19 protein-coding genes are annotated in these 18,564 nt (G+C 67.3%); 16 read left to right on the forward strand and 3 right to left on the reverse strand.

Annotated elements, in window-relative coordinates:
- Nucleotides 1-50: 50 nt before the first annotated feature.
- The 3 genes from yczR (at nucleotide 51) to ABNF93_RS00115 (ending at nucleotide 3,533) form a co-directional block, all read left to right on the forward strand.
- Nucleotides 51-1,577, forward strand: a complete 1,527-nt coding sequence (gene yczR, locus ABNF93_RS00105; protein ID WP_349325380.1) for a MocR-like transcription factor YczR — start codon at nucleotides 51-53, stop codon at nucleotides 1,575-1,577.
- Between the two features lie 194 nt (nucleotides 1,578-1,771).
- Entirely contained in the window at nucleotides 1,772-2,719 is a 948-nt protein-coding gene (locus ABNF93_RS00110) for a phytanoyl-CoA dioxygenase family protein (protein ID WP_349325381.1), read from the forward strand.
- A 16-nt stretch (nucleotides 2,720-2,735) separates the two neighbouring features.
- Nucleotides 2,736-3,533: a sugar phosphate isomerase/epimerase family protein gene (locus tag ABNF93_RS00115; protein ID WP_349325382.1), complete on the forward strand. Its 798-nt coding sequence runs from the start codon at nucleotides 2,736-2,738 to the stop codon at nucleotides 3,531-3,533.
- Here the strand turns inward: ABNF93_RS00115 and ABNF93_RS00120 are convergent.
- The gene (locus ABNF93_RS00120; protein WP_349325383.1) at nucleotides 3,530-3,694 is read right to left on the reverse strand and encodes a hypothetical protein; all 165 of its coding nucleotides are present in this window, start codon (nucleotides 3,692-3,694) and stop codon (nucleotides 3,530-3,532) included. The genes ABNF93_RS00115 and ABNF93_RS00120 overlap by 4 nt on opposite strands.
- Here ABNF93_RS00120 and ABNF93_RS00125 point away from each other — a divergent pair.
- The 9 genes from ABNF93_RS00125 (at nucleotide 3,693) to ABNF93_RS00165 (ending at nucleotide 11,823) form a co-directional block, all read left to right on the forward strand.
- Entirely contained in the window at nucleotides 3,693-4,679 is a 987-nt protein-coding gene (locus ABNF93_RS00125; protein ID WP_349325384.1) for a Gfo/Idh/MocA family protein, read from the forward strand. The genes ABNF93_RS00120 and ABNF93_RS00125 overlap by 2 nt on opposite strands.
- Entirely contained in the window at nucleotides 4,676-6,064 is a 1,389-nt protein-coding gene (locus tag ABNF93_RS00130) for a sulfatase family protein (RefSeq protein WP_349325385.1), read from the forward strand. The genes ABNF93_RS00125 and ABNF93_RS00130 overlap by 4 nt, the downstream gene beginning before the upstream one ends.
- Nucleotides 6,065-6,096: 32 nt before the next feature.
- Nucleotides 6,097-7,506, forward strand: coding sequence for a sulfatase family protein (locus ABNF93_RS00135; protein ID WP_349325386.1), 1,410 nt, complete (start codon nucleotides 6,097-6,099; stop codon nucleotides 7,504-7,506).
- 132 nt (nucleotides 7,507-7,638) lie between these two features.
- Nucleotides 7,639-8,271, forward strand: a complete 633-nt coding sequence (gene msrA / locus ABNF93_RS00140) for a peptide-methionine (S)-S-oxide reductase MsrA (protein WP_349325387.1) — start codon at nucleotides 7,639-7,641, stop codon at nucleotides 8,269-8,271.
- A 59-nt stretch (nucleotides 8,272-8,330) separates the two neighbouring features.
- A complete protein-coding gene (locus tag ABNF93_RS00145; RefSeq protein WP_349325388.1) occupies nucleotides 8,331-8,621 on the forward strand; it encodes a DUF6247 family protein in 291 nt (96 codons plus the stop codon).
- A 20-nt stretch (nucleotides 8,622-8,641) separates the two neighbouring features.
- Entirely contained in the window at nucleotides 8,642-8,863 is a 222-nt protein-coding gene (locus ABNF93_RS00150; RefSeq protein ID WP_349325389.1) for a hypothetical protein, read from the forward strand.
- Nucleotides 8,864-9,152: 289 nt separating this feature from the next.
- A complete protein-coding gene (locus tag ABNF93_RS00155; protein WP_349325390.1) occupies nucleotides 9,153-9,452 on the forward strand; it encodes a DUF6247 family protein in 300 nt (99 codons plus the stop codon).
- Between the two features lie 524 nt (nucleotides 9,453-9,976).
- Entirely contained in the window at nucleotides 9,977-11,068 is a 1,092-nt protein-coding gene (locus tag ABNF93_RS00160; RefSeq protein WP_349325391.1) for a phosphotransferase enzyme family protein, read from the forward strand.
- A gap of 35 nt (nucleotides 11,069-11,103) precedes the next feature.
- Nucleotides 11,104-11,823: an alpha/beta hydrolase gene (locus ABNF93_RS00165; RefSeq protein ID WP_349325392.1), complete on the forward strand. Its 720-nt coding sequence runs from the start codon at nucleotides 11,104-11,106 to the stop codon at nucleotides 11,821-11,823.
- Nucleotides 11,824-11,931: 108 nt separating this feature from the next.
- Here ABNF93_RS00165 and ABNF93_RS00170 read toward each other — a convergent pair whose 3' ends face one another.
- Both ABNF93_RS00170 and ABNF93_RS00175 read right to left on the reverse strand, forming a co-directional pair.
- Entirely contained in the window at nucleotides 11,932-12,510 is a 579-nt protein-coding gene (locus tag ABNF93_RS00170; protein WP_349325393.1) for a dihydrofolate reductase family protein, read from the reverse strand.
- A gap of 15 nt (nucleotides 12,511-12,525) precedes the next feature.
- Entirely contained in the window at nucleotides 12,526-13,023 is a 498-nt protein-coding gene (locus tag ABNF93_RS00175; RefSeq protein ID WP_349325394.1) for an SRPBCC family protein, read from the reverse strand.
- A 246-nt stretch (nucleotides 13,024-13,269) separates the two neighbouring features.
- On the opposite strand from ABNF93_RS00175, the gene ABNF93_RS00180 reads away from it, so the two are divergent.
- The 4 genes from ABNF93_RS00180 (at nucleotide 13,270) to ABNF93_RS00195 (ending at nucleotide 18,518) form a co-directional block, all read left to right on the forward strand.
- On the forward strand, nucleotides 13,270-13,716 hold the full coding sequence (locus ABNF93_RS00180; RefSeq protein ID WP_349325395.1) for a helix-turn-helix transcriptional regulator: 447 nt from the start codon (nucleotides 13,270-13,272) through the stop codon (nucleotides 13,714-13,716).
- A gap of 5 nt (nucleotides 13,717-13,721) precedes the next feature.
- Nucleotides 13,722-14,135 carry a VOC family protein gene (locus tag ABNF93_RS00185; RefSeq protein ID WP_349325396.1) on the forward strand — a complete coding sequence of 138 codons (414 nt, stop codon included), beginning with the start codon at nucleotides 13,722-13,724 and terminating at the stop codon, nucleotides 14,133-14,135.
- A 178-nt stretch (nucleotides 14,136-14,313) separates the two neighbouring features.
- Nucleotides 14,314-16,701, forward strand: a complete 2,388-nt coding sequence (locus ABNF93_RS00190; protein ID WP_349325397.1) for an ATP-binding cassette domain-containing protein — start codon at nucleotides 14,314-14,316, stop codon at nucleotides 16,699-16,701.
- A gap of 194 nt (nucleotides 16,702-16,895) precedes the next feature.
- Entirely contained in the window at nucleotides 16,896-18,518 is a 1,623-nt protein-coding gene (locus tag ABNF93_RS00195) for an ankyrin repeat domain-containing protein (protein ID WP_349325398.1), read from the forward strand.
- Nucleotides 18,519-18,564: the final 46 nt, after the last annotated feature.

The following is an 18,564-nucleotide window of genomic DNA, read 5'->3' on the forward strand; positions in this document are numbered from 1 at the left end:
ACCCACAACTGGCCTGGTATTCCAGAGCCAGTCGTGTGAGAGTGGCATGCATGTTGGACCGCTCCGCGACGGCGAACCAGCTCGTCGACATGCTCGGCTCCTGGCATCACGGCGGGCCCTCCTACCGCGCGCTCGCCGACCGGATCCGCCTCCTGGTTCTCGACGGCCGGCTGCCACCGAGCACCCGGCTGCCCAGTGAGCGCGAGTTCGCCCGCGCGCTCGGGGCGAGCCGCACGACCGTCGCCGCCGCGTACGGCGTGCTGCGGGAGTCCGGCTTCCTCGCCAGCCGGCGCGGTGCGGCGAGCCGCATCCAGGTGCCCCCGGGGGCCGGCGCGCCAGGCACCACCCACCGCACCAACGGCGGCCCCGGACCCGGCGGCGGAGCGATCATGCCCGCGGCCGATCCCGACGACGAGGCCCTGGACCTCTGTGCGGCCGCGCTGCCCGCGCCGCCCGGGATGGCCGCGGCCGTCGAAGCCGCCACCTATGCCCTGCCGACCTACCTCCGCGGCCACGGCTACACCCCGCTCGGTGTGCCGAACCTGCGTGAGCTGCTCGCCCACCGCTACACCGAACGGGGCCTGCCGACGACACCCGACCAGATCCTCGTCACCGGCGGGTCGTTGCAGTCGTTCGCGCTGATCCTGCGGGCGTTCGTGAGTCCGGGCGATCGGGTCCTCGTGGAGCACCCCACCTATCCCAACGTCCTCGAGGCGATCCGCCAGGTGCCGGCCCGCGCCGTGCCGGTCCCGCTGCGCCCCGACGGCTGGGACGTCGCGATGTTCGAGGCGACGCTGCGCCAGTCCGCGCCGCGGCTCGCCTACCTCGTTCCCGACTTCCACAATCCGACCGGCCTGTTGATGTCGGCGAGCACGCGCGAGCGGGTCGCGGCGACCGCCGCGCGGACCCGGACTCTCACCGTCGCCGACGAGACGCTGGTCGACCTCGCTCTCGACGTCGAGCCCGACGCCATGCCCCACCCGCTCGCCGCGTACGACCGGCACGACCGGGTCCTCCTCGTCGGCAGCACCAGCAAGTGTTACTGGGGTGGCCTCGGGGTCGGCTGGCTCCGCGCGCCGGCGTCGCTGGTGCCGACGTTGCTCGGCGTCCGCGCGGTGACGGACCTGGGTACGTCGATCCTCAGCCAGCTGACCGCCGCCGAGCTGATGGTGCGGCACGGGCCGATCCTGACCGAGCGGCGATCGATGGTACGCAGCCGAAGGGCGGCACTCGCCGAGGCTCTGGCCGCTCACCTGCCGCGTTGGCGGTTCGAGCTGCCGCCCGGTGGCCTGAGCCTGTGGTGCGAGCTCGACGCCCCGGTGTCCAGCACCCTCGCGGTGCTCGCCGGCCAGCAGGGCGTGCGGCTGGCGGAGGGCCCGAGATTCGGGACGGATGGTGCGTTCGAGCGGTTCCTGCGCCTGCCCTACGCACTGCCCGAAGCCGATCTCGCCGAGGCGGTCGTGCGCATCGCCGACGTGTCCGCCACCCTCGCCGCGCGGCCCGACCAGCGCCGAGGTCGCCCCCGAGGCGGACGTCCGCACCGGCCCGCGGCCGACCTCACGCCCGTCGTCACCTGAGACCCAGCGTCGGCCGTCGCCGGCGCACCGTGGAGGTCTCACAACGGCGAAGTTCGTCCACGCGAACTCCGGCTGCCAAGACCGGTCAGGCCATGTACTCGCGGCGTACCTCCCTCGACGCTGGATGAAACGATTTTCTTCCGACCCGTTCCTGGCGCGACCATGAGCGACCGATCCCGACCCCGGAGCGTTCGATGACGGCCCCGACGACCACCGGCCCGACGCGTACGACGCCGTTCCTCGACTCCTCCGACCTGCTCGGCGACCCGCCCGCCCTGCGTGCCCGCGCCGACGAGCGCGGCTACCTCTTCCTGCGCGGGCTGTTGCCTCGTTCGGCGGTCCTCGACGTACGCCAGCGGTTCCTCGAGATCATCGACCGACACGGTTGGCTCGCTCCGGGCACACCAGTCGGCGAGGGGATCGCGGACGTCCCTGCGTACGAACGCGAAGATCCGGCCGAGACGGAGTTCTGCGGTGTCGGCGTGACACCGGCGGCCTACCGCGACGCGCAACACGTGCGGGAGTTCCACCAACTCTCCGACCACCCACGACTGCAGGCGTTGTACGCCGCACTCTTCGACGCGCCGGTCCTCCGGCACCCTCGCAACATCGCCCGGATGATGGTGCCGCGCGGCGACAGCAACCCCACCGCACCGCACCAGGACTTCATCCACGTCCAGGGCAGCCCGAACGTATGGACAGCGTGGCTTCCGCTGGGCGACTGCCCGCGAAGCCTCGGCGGCCTCACCGTGCTGGACGGTTCGCACCATGACGGGCTCCTGTCCTACAAGGCCGCGGACGGGGCCGGCGGGCTGGAGGCCTACCTCTGCAACCTCGACCTGACATGGGCTGAAGGGGACTTCGAGGCGGGCGACGTGCTCACGTTCTCCAGCCGGACTGTGCACAAGGCGCTGCCCAACGGCCAGCCCGACCGGGTTCGCCTCTCCTGCGACTTCCGCTACCAGCCCCTGCACGAGGTGATCGAACGACGTGCCCTCGACGTGCACTGCGGTGTCGCGACGTGGGACGAGATCTATGCCACCTGGCCCGATGACGAGTCGACGTGGTACTGGCGCGATCTTCCGTTGCGCTATGTCGAATGGGACGAATCCATCCGATGGCAGAAGGATCGAATTTGTTGAGAAAGGATGCTGTCCCATGAAGCTGGGATGCAATACCGTCCTGTTCGCGTCCGTCGACGTCGAATCCGCGGTCGAGGCGATCGCCTTCGCCGGATATTCCTACGTCGAGTTCGCGGCGATCAAAGGCATGTGCGAGCACATCTCCCCCGACAATGACACCGGCGCCATCAAACGCCTCACCACCCTGCTCGGCGACAACGGCCTCACCGCCACGGCGATCGAAGCCGCCACCACCGACCGCGACCGGCTCGAAAGGATCTTCGACCTCGCGACCAGGCTCGAGATCCCGATCGTCAACGTCGGTTCTGGCGGCAAGACCGGCGACGAGGAGTCCACGAAGCAGGCGATCGCCCACCTCGCCACGCTCGCCGAACTGGCCGGGGAGTACTCCCTGACGCTTGCCGTCAAACCCCATGTGGGGCAGGCGATCTACAACGGCGCGAGCGCTTTGCGGCTGACCTCCGAGGTGACCCATCCCGCCCTGGGGCTCAACTTCGACCCGAGTCACCTGTTCCGGGCCGACGAAAACCCGGACGACATCGCGAAGAGCTGGGGTGAACGGATCGTCACCTCACACTTCCGGGACTGCGCGAGCCGGGAGCAGAAGGTCGGTCCGCCGCCGACGCAGATTCCCGGGCGCGGAACGGTCGACATCCCGGCCACCCTGCGCGCCCTCGCCGAGGTGGGCTACGACGGGCCGCTCAACCTCGAGGTGATCGGCGCCGGTTCGTACTCCCCCGCCCAGGCGAGCAGTATCGCCGCCGAGAGCCGCGGATATCTCCACCGTTGCCTGCAGGAGATCAATGCCGGTTAGTGGATACCGCACGGGATGCGTGGCAGGACCAACGCACGCACCACCCGCGCCGACAAGAGCCGCGCCGGCATACTCAGGATCGACGCGTTCAGGATCGAGACGTCCAGCGTCGACACGTCCAGTATCCAGACGTCCAGTGCCAACAGATTGGGAGGGCCCATGCTCCGGGTAGGTATCGTCGGGCTGGGTGGGATCGGCAAGAACCACGCCCGCTGTTACACCAACAACCCTGATGCTGAACTCGTGGCGGTCTGCGACCTGCTGCCCGAACGCGTCGACCCGGTAGGCAAGCAATACGGAATACCGGCCTATCACAGTCTCGAGGAAATGATCGACGCCGAGGAACTCGACGCCGTCAGCGTGGCCACCGCCGGGCCGGAGAACGGCGGCCACCACCACGCCCCGACCATGGCGCTGATCGCGGCCGGCAAACACGTCCTCGTCGAGAAGCCGATCTCCAACAATCTCACCGAAGCGCGAGAGATGGTTCAGGCGGCGAAGGATGCCGGCGTCCTTCTCGGTGTCAACCTCAACCACCGTTTCACCCCGGCCGCCGCGCGGGCGAAGAAACTTCAGGAGGACGGCGAACTCGGCGACATCCTCTTCGTCAACATGGCGCTCTGGATCAACAATCCCAACGAGAGTTCGCCATGGTTCCACCTGCGGGCGCTGCATCCACACTCCATCGACGTGATGCGCTACTTCGGTGGACCGATCAGCAAGGTGCAGGCGTTCCTGCACAAGGGACCGGGCCGCGCCATCTGGTCCAACGCCTCGATCAACGTGCAGTTCGCCAGCGGCGCCGTCGGGCACCTGACCGGAAGCTACGACGCGAGCCGCTACCACCCGATCGAGCGTTGCGAAGTCGCCGGCAGCAAGGGACGTTTCGTGATCGAGAACGTCTTCGAACGCCTGGAGTTCTTCCCCCGCGAGTCGCCGGAGAAGCTGGTGGTCGACAACCCGATCATGGGCGGCATGGAAGGCTTCGGCGAAACGTTCTCCAACCGCATCAACGCCTTCGTCTCCCAGGTCCAGGCCGGCGGTCCGCTCGATGGCTCGGGCGCTGACGGTCTCGCCGCGCAGGAGGTCATCGAGGCGGCGATCCGTTCGTTCGAAGGTGGCACGGTCGAGGAGGTCGCCGGATGACCAACATCGTGCTGATCGCGCTGGACACCCAGCGCGCGGATCACCTCGGCTGCTACGGATACCACCGGGACACGAGCCCGAACCTCGACGCGTTCGCCAACGCCGGTGTGGTCTTCGAACGCTGCTACGCGCCGAACATCCCCACCCACCCGAGCTTCACCACGCTCTTCTCCGGCAAGGAGGCCATCACCCACGACATCGTCAACATTGGCGGCGGAGTGCCGATCAAGGACGGCATCAAGCTCCTGCCGGAGATCCTTGCCGACAACGGTTACGTGACCGCGGCCGTCGACAACATGAACCGGCACTTCAGCAGAGGTTTCGAGCACTACCGCACCTACCAGTGGGACCGGTCGGATCCCACCGTGCTGCGCAAGGCGGAGACGGTCACCGACCTCGCGCTCCCGACGATCGAGGAGGTGGTGGCCGATCCGCGGCCGTTCTTCCTCTTCCTGCACTACTGGGACCCGCACACGCCCTACCTCCCGCCACCGGGCTACGAGGACCTCTACACCGACGGCGACCGCGATCCGTACGATCCCGCCAACCACAGCATGGACGAGGCGTGGACCTGGGAGCCGTTCAAGTGGTACTTCCACGACTGGATGCCGGGGGTCACCGACGCCGAACACGTGATCAACCTGTACGACGGTGAGATCCGCTACATGGACAGCTATCTCGCCAAGGTGTTCGCGGCCCTGGAGCCGGTCAAGGACGACACCATCGTGGTGATCACCGCCGACCACGGCGAGGTCCTCAACGAGCAGTTGGGCTACTTCGACCACCACGGCCTCTACGAGGGCAACGTCCACATCCCGTTGATCATGTCGTGGCCCGGCAAGCTGCCGGCGGGCCGTCGCGTTCCTGGCCTCGTGCAGAACCTCGACGTCACGCAGACCCTGCTCGACCTGGTCGGCATCCCGCAGACCGAAGGCATGGAAGGGATCAGCCTGCTTCCCTCCATCTACGGCGTCCGCGACGCCAACTACACCGAGGTGTTCCTCTCCGAGGCCACCTGGCAGGTCAAGCGGGGCGTGCGTACGGACCGCTGGAAGTTCATCCGGTCGATCGAACCCGATCGGCACGGCCGGCCGATGAAGGAACTGTTCGACCTGGAAGCCGATCCGGGCGAGCAGAACAACATCGCAGAAGACCGACCGGACGTCGTGGCGGAGCTCGAGGGAGTTCTCGACGCCTGGTTGGCGAAACGGCTCGCCGAGACCGGCCGCGACTCCGATCCGGTCGCGGACCAGGGCATGTGCGCGACCAACATCGGGACACCGAAACCCGACGAGAAGGTCGGCCCGGGCGCGACGCCACTCGCCCAGCGGGTGGGCCAGGCGGCCGGAATTCCCGACCCGAACGAACTCAACGCACCCCGGTAGCCCCACATGACAGTGCACAAGCGGTACCTCCGGTGAACGACGACGAGAATGTGGACCGCCGGCCGAACATCGTCATCGTCGCGGTCGACACGCTCCGCCCGGACCATCTCGGCTGCTACGGCTATCCGATCGCGACGTCCCCAGCGATCGACGCCCTGGCAGCCGAGTCGGTCGTCTTCGACCAGGCGTACGCGGCCGGCATCCCCACCACGCCGTCGTTCACCACGTTGTTGTCGGGCCTACACCCCTACCAGCACAGGGTGGTCACGCATCCGGCGCAAGTGCATCTCGACGAGGACATCCAGCTCCTCCCCCAACTGGCCAAGGAGTCCGGCTATGTGACGGTGGCGCTTGACAACCTCGTCGTGCAGGGGTTGGGCAAGGGCACGTGGTTCGCCCGAGGCTACGACCACTACTCGGGATTCCTCTACAAACCGTTCGGCGACCAGAGCACGCAGCTGACCGACCGGGCGTTGGAGTTCGCCATCAAGCCCCGCGACAAGCCCTTGTTGCTGTTCATCCACTACTGGGATCCGCACACGCCCTACGGCCCGTTGCCGCCGTATGACGAGATGCACTATCGGCCGGGCGAGATGCCCCCCGGGCCACAGGGCATGCCGGCCGTCGACATGGCGCAGGTCCGCGCCATCCATCCCGACTACTACGAAGCGTTTCTCGCCGACATGAACCTGCGCCATCCGGACGACTATGCGTACGTTCTCGCGCAGTACGACGGTGAGATCTCCCAGGTCGACCACCAGATCGGCCGGTTGATCAACGGCCTCAAGGCACATCAGAGCTGGGACAACACGCTCCTGCTGTTGGTCTCCGACCACGGCGAGTGCTTCGGCGAGGGCGGCCTCTACTTCGACCATCACGGTCTCTATGACGCCGTGACCCGGCTCGCCATGATCCTCAAACTGCCGGCGGGTGACCGATCCGGCCCGGGGCAAGGTCGGGTTGACGGCATGGTCTCGCACGAGGACGTGTTGCCCACCCTGTGTGAGCTGAGCGGCATCCCCAGGCCGGCGTACGACCTGACCGGACGCAGCATGGTGCCCCTGATCAACGGATCGGCGAGCGAGATCCGTTCCAGCGTCGTGTCCGTGGAGTCGACGCGGCAGGCGTCGGCGGCGCTGCGTACGACCACGGAGAAGGTGATCGTGCCGTACGCCGCGGACGCGGCCGGTCTCCCTCTGCCCGATCTCTACGGCCGGCCACGCGATCCCGCGCCACGACTCTTCGACCTGCGTGACGACCCGGCGGAACGGTGCGACCAGGCACTTCGGCGCCCAGCCGATCTCGCCCGGATGTCAGCTGAACTCGACCGCCGGCGATCGAGCCTGCTGGCCGGCCGGACCGATCCCGTACCCGAGCAGGGTCTCGGCCTGCCGTACGACTTCTTCATGCATCGCCGCGGACGGACGGCGACCCGTCGCTGACCACCAAGGATGTGGAGTCCGAGGCGGCGATCACGACGTCCCGGTGTCGCAGCGGGTCGTTACGCTGAAGGAAGGATCGCCGTCACCGGAAAGTGAGGCCTGACCATGGCACTGTTCGGCCGTATGCGTGAGATGCCCAAGCCACAGGAGACCTTGCCGGGCCGGGCCGAGCGGCCGTTCCCTGTGCCCACGACCCACGCGACGCTGGGCACGCCGCTGGAAGGTCCCGTTCCCGAAGGCTATGAGGTCGCGGTCTTCGGCCTCGGGTGCTTCTGGGGTGCCGAGCGGCTCTTCTGGCAGACGCCTGGTGTGTGGTCGACCTCCTCCGGATATGCGGGTGGAACGACGCCAAACCCGACGTATGAGGAGGTTTGCTCAGGCCGCACGGGCCACACCGAGGTCGTGCGGGTGGTCTTCGACCCGGAGCGCATCTCCTACGCCGGCTTGCTCAAGATCTTCTGGGAGAACCACGACCCGACCCAGGGCTACCGCCAGGGCAACGACGTCGGCACGCAGTACCGCTCCGCGATCTACGTCACCAGAGACGAGCAACGCGCCGCCGCCGAGGTGTCGAAGCAGGCGTATGAAAAGTCGCTCGCCCAGTCCGGCTACGGCGCAATCACGACCGAGATCACCCCGCTCGGCGACTACTACTACGCCGAGGACTACCACCAGCAATACCTCCACAAGGTGCCGAACGGCTACTGCCCGGTGCACTCCACCGGTGTCGCCTGCCCGATCGGCGTGGGTCAAGGGGAGGCCTGAGATGGTGCCGCCTGTCCGATATCTCCGGATGTCAGACCATCTAGGGATAGCATGAGGGCATGACGGCCGAGCCGCTCCACGAGGTCGGGGACGACCCGGCCGACATCTTGCGCACGCTCCCCGACAAGTGGCATGCGCAGTTTCTGAGTGAGTATCACAGCGCCCTCGATGCAGCCCACGAGGTCTGGCGATTCAGTCAGCTCCAAGAGTTGTTGCGCAGATGGAGGCTGCACGCGATCGCCGTCTCCAGTCCCGCGTTCGAGCAAGCAGAACGTGCCGTGCGCGAGGATCGGCGAGACGAGTTCGTGCCGATGGACGAGGCGTTTCCGGGCTGGGCTGACGGCCGGTGACCTATCGCGTGGAGCTCCACGTGGCTGCACTGGCGGAGATGAAGGGACTGCCAACCAAGGCACTTGATGCACTGGTCTCCAGAACCGTCGAGCTGATCGAGGAACCGTGGGATGCGCGCGTTCTATACATGGATCAGCCCGAGTTCCGCCATACGACCTTCGGTGGCTTCGGCATCATGTACTTCAAGGTCGACGAGGCCACTGAGCTCATTACGATCTTCAACGTAACGTGGGTCGGCTAACCGAGCCGTGCAGGCCATCGCGATACCACCTTGCCGGACGCCGTCCAACCCGGGACCTGCCGTCAAGAAACCCGTGCGTATTACCTCCTGAGCGGTAGGACTACCACCAGCAGTACCTCCACAAGGTGCCGAACGGCTGCTGCCCGGTGCACTCCACCGGTGTCGCCTGCCCGATCGGTGTCGCGCACACCGACGGCTGAGGAGGCCTCGACGCGACCGCTGTTCCGTCCATCTGGATCAGTGCTTCCCATGGAGGGCGCCGTCCTGGGTGTCCCTGTAGATTGTGCCCATGACCGTCGAGTTCCTCGATGCTGTCGGGCGGCAAGATCCCGGCGACGACCCGGCCGCGATCTTCGAACTACTTCCGCCGCCACATCGTGCCCAGTTCCGGGCAGAGTACGATCAGGCCCTCGACGCCGCTCACGATCTTGAACGGTTCAAGCAAGTGCGTCGTCTCTTGCGGCAGTGGCGCCTGCGCGCGATCGCATACGCCCGGCCGGGATATGAGGAGGCGGTACAAGACGCCATCCACGGGCGCGAAGACGCCTTTGTTCGTTACACCCCCGCCGATTGGAAAGGCCGGGTGTGACCCACAAGTTCGATGGCTTCCATGGGCGTGCACTTTACGAGCTGAACGGCCTGCCCGAAGACGTGCGGAACGGCCCCTTGCTCGAGCGTCTTCTTCAGCTTCTCGAGGATCCCTGGGACGCGGTGCCGGAGCGCCCAGGGCAGTCGGCGGTGCGAGTCGCATTCTTTGGTTCAGACATCAGGGAATGCTGACCTTCGTCGTTCACGAGCAGACCGAGACTCTGCGGATCATTGACATCCTCTGGGCGGGCTAGATTTCTTGCAGCGGGCGCATCTTCGCGAGGCTCCGCGCGCCCTCAGCGGGACGTGCCTCGATATGCGACCGAGTACTTGACTCGGGCTGCGCCTGCCGGAAACAATGCCGCCACGGCGCCGACCGGTCGCCGAGCCGTGGAACGTCCGCCCCAGCTGGGGTTCCATTCGGCGAAGGGGAACTGCCTCTCGGTCGTCGTTGTCGTCGATGTCACAGGCCATCTCTGAACACCGCGTCGCTGGGGGACGGGGGCGTCATGAGGAGGCTTGTCCATGACGAAGGACGGCAGTTTCAAGAAGGTTGTCCGGCGCCACGCGCAGGAGAACGGCCAGCTTTACACCGAAGCGCTCACCGACCTCGAGGGCGTCGAAGGGCGGCTCGCCTGGCGACGTTGGACCGACGACGGGCGCTCCGACGCGCTTCACGAGCCCATCGCTAGGCGCCTGCTCGTCCATCTGAGGGATCACTACGGCGTCGACGCCGTCGCGGCGACGAAGGTCAGCCACCACAACGATCACGTCTTCCGCGTCGAGCGCGGCGACGGCGACCCGTGGGTTGCGCGTGTGTTTCCGCCGGCTCGCCCTCGGGCTGGCGCCGAGGGCGACGCGGCGATCCTGCGGTTCCTGGAGCGGCAGCACTACCCGGCGGAACGGCTCGCGGTCGACGAGGCGGCGTCAGTATTCGACGGCCTATCTGTCCTCGTCACGCAGTTCGTCACCGGCGGACAGCTCCGGACGGCGAGGGGACCCACGGATACCGAGAGGTTCATCATCATGGGTGACCTGCTCGGCCGGCTGCATGCGCTGCCACTCGACGAGTCCGTCAGCCGCCCCGGTGGGGCGAGCGGTGAGGACCCAACCCGTGAGGGCAGCCCGCGTCAGGACGTGCTCGCCGCCCTCTCGTTCCTCGATGTCGCCGAGGCGAAGGTCGCGGCGACCGGCCGCAAGGCATTCGAGCCACTCCGCACCCGGGTGCGCTCAGCGGACGACGGACACGGCCTTCCGCAGGCGTTGGTCCACGGCAACCTCCTCCACGCCCACGACCACGTGATCGTGAGCGAGCGTGGGCCGGTCGCGATCCAGTGGAAGGCCTCGGGGCGTGGCCCGCGCCTTGCCGACTTCGCCTATCTGATGTGGGGGACCCGGAACAATGCCGCGTGGATCGACGCTGCCGTGCGCGCGTACTGCCAGCACGTCGAGTTGACCGACGACGAGCTCGAGCGGCTCGAGGGCGTGATGTACGTGCGACCGATGTACCTCGCGTGCTTCGGCTACGGCAGCGGTCGACAACCGGGCCGTGGCGAGGACTGGTGGGAGCACATCAGCGCAACTGCAGCCGCTGTCAGAGACGCGTGTCGCCGATAGACCTGTACCAACTCTCAAGGATCGAGGTGCGATCAATGGATGACGAAGCAGCCGTAGGGCCTGCTGGTGCCGAAGTGGCGCCAAAACCAGCTTCGGCTGATTGGATAGCGGGAGAGCTCGTCACCGAGACGTTCGACTACGACGGCGGGCGGCAGGTCACGGTGTACGTGCCGCCGGATCCGCCGGAGGCAGTCGTGTTCGCCGGTGACGGTCAGCTGATCTCGCAGTGGGGCGGGGACCTCGAGGCGGCCGACGTACCGCCCACGATGATCGTCGGTGCCCACCGGACCGACGATGAGGACGAGATGGTCCGCATCCATGAGTACTCACCGCCGTTCGACGCCGACCGGTTCGCGGCCCACGAGAGCTTCTTCGTCTCCGACGTCCGCAACTGGGTGCGGTCGCGCTTCGGCGTCACGTTGCCGGCCGAACGCACGGCGGTGTGCGGCGTGTCGGCCAGTGGAGAGCTCTCCCTCGCCATGGGGCTTCGGCATCCGGACATCTATGGCGCGGTCTTCTCCGCTTCCCCGGGCGGCGGCTACCGCCCGCCGGCCGAGATGCCGAGCCCGCTTCCGCGCACCTACCTCGTCGCCGGCACGCTGGAGCCGTGGTTCTGTGAGAACGCGACCCGGTGGGCGGACGCGCTACGCGATGCCGGCGCGGACGTCGTGATGACCGAGCGGGTCGGTAACCACGGCGACCCGTTCTGGCAGGCCGAGCTCCCCCTGATGGTGGCCTGGGCGTTTGGACGCTGAAGCAATCGCGCTCGAAGGCACTGGACGCATGAGACCGGTCGGCATGTCGGTCAGCGGGACGTTCCAGTCAGGTCGGCAGCTTGACGGTGTGAGGGCGCGTGGACAGGCTCAGCCATGCAGGGTGGGCCGGTAGATGAGCTCCTGGGTGTGGCCGTCGAGCGTCCGGCGTTCGATCAGCTCGAGGTCGAAGTCGGCCGCACCCCCGAAGACCGGGTCCACCCCGGTCCGACCGCAGATCACCGGGAAGACCGTCATCTGGACGCGGTCGACCAGGCCGGCGGCCATCAGCGCTTGGTTCAACGACAGGCTGCCGTGCGAGCGCAACGGCACCTCGGACTCCTCCTTGAGCCGGGCAACGACGTCGACGGCGTCGCCGCTCACGACGGTCGCGTCCGGCCAGTCGAGCGGTCCTTCGAGTGTCGTCGACACCACCGTTGCCGGCAGGCCCCTCATCCGGGTGACCCATGGGTCACTCAGCTCGGACTCCTCGATGCCCGAGGCCAGCATCTGCATGTGCGCGCGATACGTATTGGCCCCGAAGACCATCCGCTGCTCCCGGTCGTACAAAGCAAGGCGACGGTCGAGAAACTCGGGACCTTGCTTGCCCCAGTAGCCGCCCCAGTCGCCGCTGTGGGCGCCGAAGCCGTCGAGGGTGGAAAAGACGTCGAATGTGTAGGTAGCGGTCATGATGCTCTCCATTCCTCAGGTCCGGGACGTTGGTGCGACAAGTGCGGCAAGCTCGGCCAGGTGGTGCAGCGAGTTGGCGAGATGATCAGGACCGAACGGCGGGAACTGGAGGTACTCCCGGATGTACTGCGGCACCGCCGACCAGTCGTAGGTGAGCGTGACCTCGGTCTCGGACGGACCGAGCGGCGCCAGGTCGTAACGCCAGATCCAGCCGCCGAACTCCAGGTGACCGTCGCCCTTGGGGTCGTGCCCCGTCAGCCAGCCAACGGCGCGCGGCGGGTCCAACACGTGGACCTTGTTGGCTGTCTGGTAGCCGCCGTCCGGATGGTTGGCGTGGTACATGCCCATCCGGAAAATCTGCCCCACCTCGGTCAGCGGCGCCCTGTCGACAGGTTCCTGAACCCAGCCGGTGCCATCGATCGCAGAATGGGTCGTCGGGTCCGCCAGCACCGCGAACACCCTCGCGGCGGGCACGGCGACGGTCAGGGTGGCGCTCACGTTCTCCGCTGACATCCCGATCATCTCCTGTGGTTCGGCCGCGCCCCTCTGGGCGCCGCTCACCCCTTCCACGAACACCCCAGCCCCGATCCGACACCGCCTCCCGGACATCTTTGAGGGCTTTCTGGGACGCCGGTGGTGATCGAGGCAGCCTGAACGGTTCGAGGACGAAAACGGGCAGACCGACCAGAGCGGACGCAGAGCGGCGTGGGACACCAGGGGCGCTAGGCGACTCCGGTGCGACGTGGCACGATTTCGTAGGTGACGAGCAGACCCGCCGCGGCGCAGCACTTGCACGACCTCGCGCGGCTGCGCCGCGTCCGCGACCGGATCGACCGGGAGTACGCACAGCCGCTGGACGTCGAGGCGCTCGCCCGCGGCGCGCACATGTCGGCCGGGCACCTCAGCCGCGAGTTCCGGCTCGCCTACGGTGAGTCACCGTACAGCTACCTGATGACCCGGCGCATCGAGCGCGCGATGACGCTGCTGCGTCGTGGCGATCTCAGCGTCACCGAGGTCTGTTTCGCAGTCGGCTGCGCCTCACTGGGCACCTTCAGCACCCGGTTCACCGAACTGGTCGGCGTGCCCCCCAGCGTCTACCGGCGCCAGGCGGCACGCACGACTGGGATGCCGCCGTGCGTGGCGAAACAGGTGACCAGACCGATCAGGAATCGAGAAGCACCGACCCCCGAACCGCATCTAGCGTGACCACCATGGACATCACCATTCACGCAAGCTTCCTCCCACACACCGACCCGGACGCCTCCCTGGCCTTCTACCGCGACACCCTCGGCTTCGAAGTCCGGGGCGACGTCGGATACGACGGAATGCGCTGGATCACGGTCGGCCCGGCCGACCAGCCCGCCACCTCCATCGTCCTGGAACCGCCCGCCGCGCCCGGATGCGGCATCACCGACGACGAGCGCCGGACCATCACCGAGATGATGGCCAAAGGCACCTACGCCGGCATCAACCTCGCCACCCCCGACCTCGACGACACCTTCACCCGACTCCAAGCCAGCGACGCCGAAATCGTCCAGGAACCCACCGAACAGCCCTACGGCGTCCGCGACTGCGCCGTCCGCGATCCCGCCGGCAACCTGATCCGCATCCAGGAACTCCGCTGACCCGTCAGGCCTTGCTGCTGTTGACCGGTCCGAATTTGTCGTGCTGCCGTATGCCGCCAAGCGGCGCGGCGGGCGACGCACCGCACCCGAGACATGAAGTACCAGACGTACTGCCCGAAGCTGGTTGGATCGAGCCAGGCGACGCCGAAGGCGCCCCCGCCTCACAGATGGAGACACGATGAGCAAGGCCAAGAAGACGGACAGGCAGGCGCCTGGGCTGCACGTTGCCGACATTCACGATCTGATCCGCGTGCAGGGTGCGCGCGAGAACAACCTCAAGGACGTCAGCGTCGAGCTCCCGAAGCGCCGGCTCACGGTGTTCACCGGCGTCTCCGGCTCGGGCAAGAGCTCGCTGGTGTTCGGCACGATCGCCGCGGAGTCGCAACGGATGATCAACGAAACCTACAGCGCCTTCGTGCAGGGGTTCATGCCTACACTGTCGCGGCCGGAGGTCGACGTACTGGAAGGCCTGACGACGGTGATCATCGTCGACCAGGAACGGATGGGTGCCAACCCCCGCTCCACAGTCGGCACGGCCACCGACGCCAACGCGATGCTGCGCATCCTCTTCAGCCGGCTCGGGAAACCGCACATCGGGTCGCCCAACGCCTACTCGTTCAACGTCCCCTCGGTGAAGGCCAGCGGTGCGATCACCGTCGAGCGCGGCGGGAAAACGAAGGCCGAGAAGGCGACCTTCAACCGTCTCGGCGGCATGTGCCCGCGCTGCGAGGGAATGGGCTCGGTCACCGACTTCGATCTCTCCGCGCTGTACGACGACACCAAGTCGCTCAGCGAGGGTGCGCTGACGATCCCCGGCTACAGCATGGACGGCTGGTACGGCCGCATCTTCGGCGGAGCCGGCCTGCCCATGGACAAGCCGATCCGCAAGTTCACCAAGAAGGAGCTCCACAAGCTGCTCTACGAGGAGCCGACCAAGATCAAGGTCGAGGGCATCAACCTCACCTACGAGGGCGTGATCCCCAAGATCCAGAAGTCGATGCTCTCCAAGGACGTCGAGGCGATGCAGCCGCATATCCGCGCGTTCGTCGAGCGGGCGGTGACCTTCCAGACCTGCCCGGAGTGCGACGGGACCCGGCTCAGCCCGGAGGCGCGGTCGTCGAAAATCAGGGGCAAGAACATCGCCGACGTCTGCGCGATGCAGATCAGCGACCTGGCCGAGTGGATCCGGGAGCTCAACGAGCCGTCGGTGGCGCCACTGCTGACCGGGCTGCAACACCTTCTCGACTCATTCGCCGAGATCGGGCTGGGATACCTCTCCCTCGACCGGCCGGCGGGCACCCTCTCCGGTGGTGAGGCACAGCGCACCAAGATGATCCGCCATCTCGGCTCGTCGCTCACCGACGTCACCTACGTCTTCGACGAGCCCACGATCGGCCTGCACCCCCATGACATCGAGCGGATGAACGACCTGCTGCTGCAACTGCGGAACAAGGGCAACACCGTACTCGTCGTGGAGCACAAGCCCGAGACCATCGCCATCGCCGACCACGTAGTCGACCTCGGCCCCGGCGCCGGCACCGAGGGCGGCACCGTCTGCTTCGAGGGCACCGTCGAAGGGCTACGGCGCAGTGACACCACGACCGGCCACCATCTCGACGACCGGGCGACCCTCAAGGAATCGGTGCGTTCACCTTCCGGCTCGCTGGAGATCCGCGGCGCGTCGACGCACAACCTCCAGGGCGTGGACGTCGACCTCCCGCTCGGGGTGCTCTGCGTGGTCACCGGCGTCGCCGGCTCCGGCAAGAGCTCACTGATCCAGGACTCGGTGATCGGCCGCGACGGCGTGGTGCTGGTCGACCAGACCGGGATCCGCGGTTCGCGACGGAGCAACCCGGCGACCTACACCGGACTGCTCGAGCCGATCCGCAAGGCGTTCGCGAAGGCCAACGGCGTGAAACCGGCGCTCTTCAGCGCCAACTCCGAGGGCGCCTGCCCCACCTGCAACGGCGCCGGCGTCATCTACACCGAGCTGGGCATCATGGCCACCGTCGAATCCATCTGCGAGGAGTGCGAGGGGAAGCGGTTCCAGGCGGCGGTGCTGGAGTACACGCTCGGCGGCCGGAACATCGCCGAAGTGCTCGCGATGCCGGTGGCCGAGGCCGACGAGTTCTTCGGCTCCGGTGAGGCGAAAACACCGGCGGCACACAAGATCCTGAGCTACCTGGCGGACGTCGGTCTCGGCTACCTCAGCCTCGGCCAGCCGCTCACGACCCTCTCCGGTGGCGAGCGGCAGCGGCTCAAGTTGGCCACCCACATGGGGGACAAGGGCGGCATCTACGTCCTCGACGAGCCGACCACCGGTCTCCACCTGGCCGACGTCGAGCACCTGCTCGGCCTGCTCGACCGGCTCGTCGACGGAGGCAAGTCGGTCATCGTCATCGAGCACCACCAGGCGGTCATGGCGCACGCGGACTGGATCATCGACCTCGGCCCCGGCGCCGGCCACGACGGCGGCCGGATCGTCTTCGAGGGCACGCCGGCCTCTCTCGTCGCCGCTCGCGCCACCCTCACGGGCGAGCACCTCGCGGCCTACGTCGGCACCTGACCGAGGCGTCGTATGTCCACGTGCGTTGACAGCGGCCCGGCACCCCGTCAATACTGCTCACAGCGCGCTCACAGGGCGCCTCCAGCCCGCGGCAAGGGAACTGTCCCACCTGTCTCGATCTCGAGTAGCGTGCTCTGCACCTTCTTTCAGCCTGATATCAGCGGGACACAGGCGATTCATGAAAGGAGGTCGCCATGACCACGCCGAAGAGCCTGCCGGTCCGACCATCTCTGGAATCGATCCGCAAGCAGGCAAAGAGACTCGCTCGCGACACTGCCGCCGGTAACGAGGAGGCGGTCGCACGTGCGCAATCAGGGGTGGCGGACATCGGCCTGCCACTTTCCCAGCGTGACGCCCAGTTGGTGCTTGCGCGTGAGTACGGTTTTGCCGGCTGGCACGATCTTCGCGAGGAAGTCCTCAAACGCTCGGGAAGCGGCCTCGAATGGGCGTCAGTCCAGGCCAGGCGGGCCATTCACGACAATGACGTCGCCCACCTGAAGCGGCTGACCGCGGAGTACCCGGCCCTGCTGTCCTGGCGCGATGATCTCGGCGACACCCTGCTCGACGCCTCCACCTCGTTCGCCAACGACAACACCGACCCGATCCGAGAAGACATGTACAACCGGCCGGGGTGCGCGGGAGTCCTCATCGATGCCGGCGCTGTCGTCGAGCGTTCGGTGTGGGAGCGCGTCATCAGGACGCGCGCCGCGGGGATGCTTCAACTCCTGTGGGACAAGGGTGTGCTCCCGCGGACGCTTCCCCTTCTCGCCGCACTGGGTGACCTCGACGGCGTCCGTACGTGCCTGGACGAACCGGGCGCGATGCGCGTAGCCCACGGCAGCCTCGACGATCGATCCGTGGTGAACGAGGCATTCCTGTGCGCCTGCCGGTTCGACCACGATGCCGTCGCATCCGTGCTGTTGGACCGTTGCATCGCCCTCGACAACGATCTCGGTCAGCGAATCGAGCGCTGGCAGGGCCGCTCCGCCTTCGTCGAGTTCCTGTGTGGACAGGAAATGGAGACAGCGAGTCCTGAAGTGAACGCGGCAGCCACCTCACCCTGGCGCGCGTTCATCCTGGTCCAGCTCACGCGCGCGATGGATGCGGATGACCTGTCCGCCTTCACCCGCTGGTTCCGGACCGAGCCCTACCTGCTCGGCGATTCGTACGTCGAGCTTCAGGTTCAGCTGCTCGACCGCGCCGCGTGGACCGATCGCGCCGCGTTCATGACGCACCTTCTCGATCTCGATCCCGCCGTGCTCCACCGCCCCACGCCGCCGCCGTCGCGCGCGCTCGTGTCCGCACTGGAGTACGGGAACGCTCATCTCATGTCCCTCCTGACCCGCGTCTGGCCGGTGCCCGATGACCTGCCACACGCGGCGGCTGTGGGCGACATTGCTCGCGTCAGGCGCTGGTTCGACGACGCCGGCCGACCCGCGCTGGGTAATCCCCACGACCACTTCCCCGCCAACAGTCCGCGGACGCGGGCGGACCTCGGCTGGGGTACGAGCAACGTGCAACAGATACTCGACGTCGCGCTCGCCTGGGCATGCGTGAACCGGCAGTTCGAGATCGCCGCGTTCCTGCTCGAGCACGGAGCGGACATCAACACCCGCTGGGGCACGCACGAGCCGGCCAGCATCCTGCACGAGTGCGCGGTGAACCACAACGTCGCCGCGGCGAGATTCCTGATCGCTCATGGCATCGACATGACCATCAGGGATCATCGCTACAACGCCACCGCGGAGGGCTGGGCCCGCCACGCTGCGCATGACGAGGAGATGGCTGACCTGTTGGCCGCGGGGAGAGGCGAGTGACGTCGGGACCGGTCCCCGATCGTGGCGGGTACGTTGGGCACTCCAT

Source organism: Actinopolymorpha sp. B9G3, from assembly GCF_040120725.1.
Taxonomy (GTDB): Bacteria; Actinomycetota; Actinomycetes; order Propionibacteriales; family Actinopolymorphaceae; genus Thermasporomyces.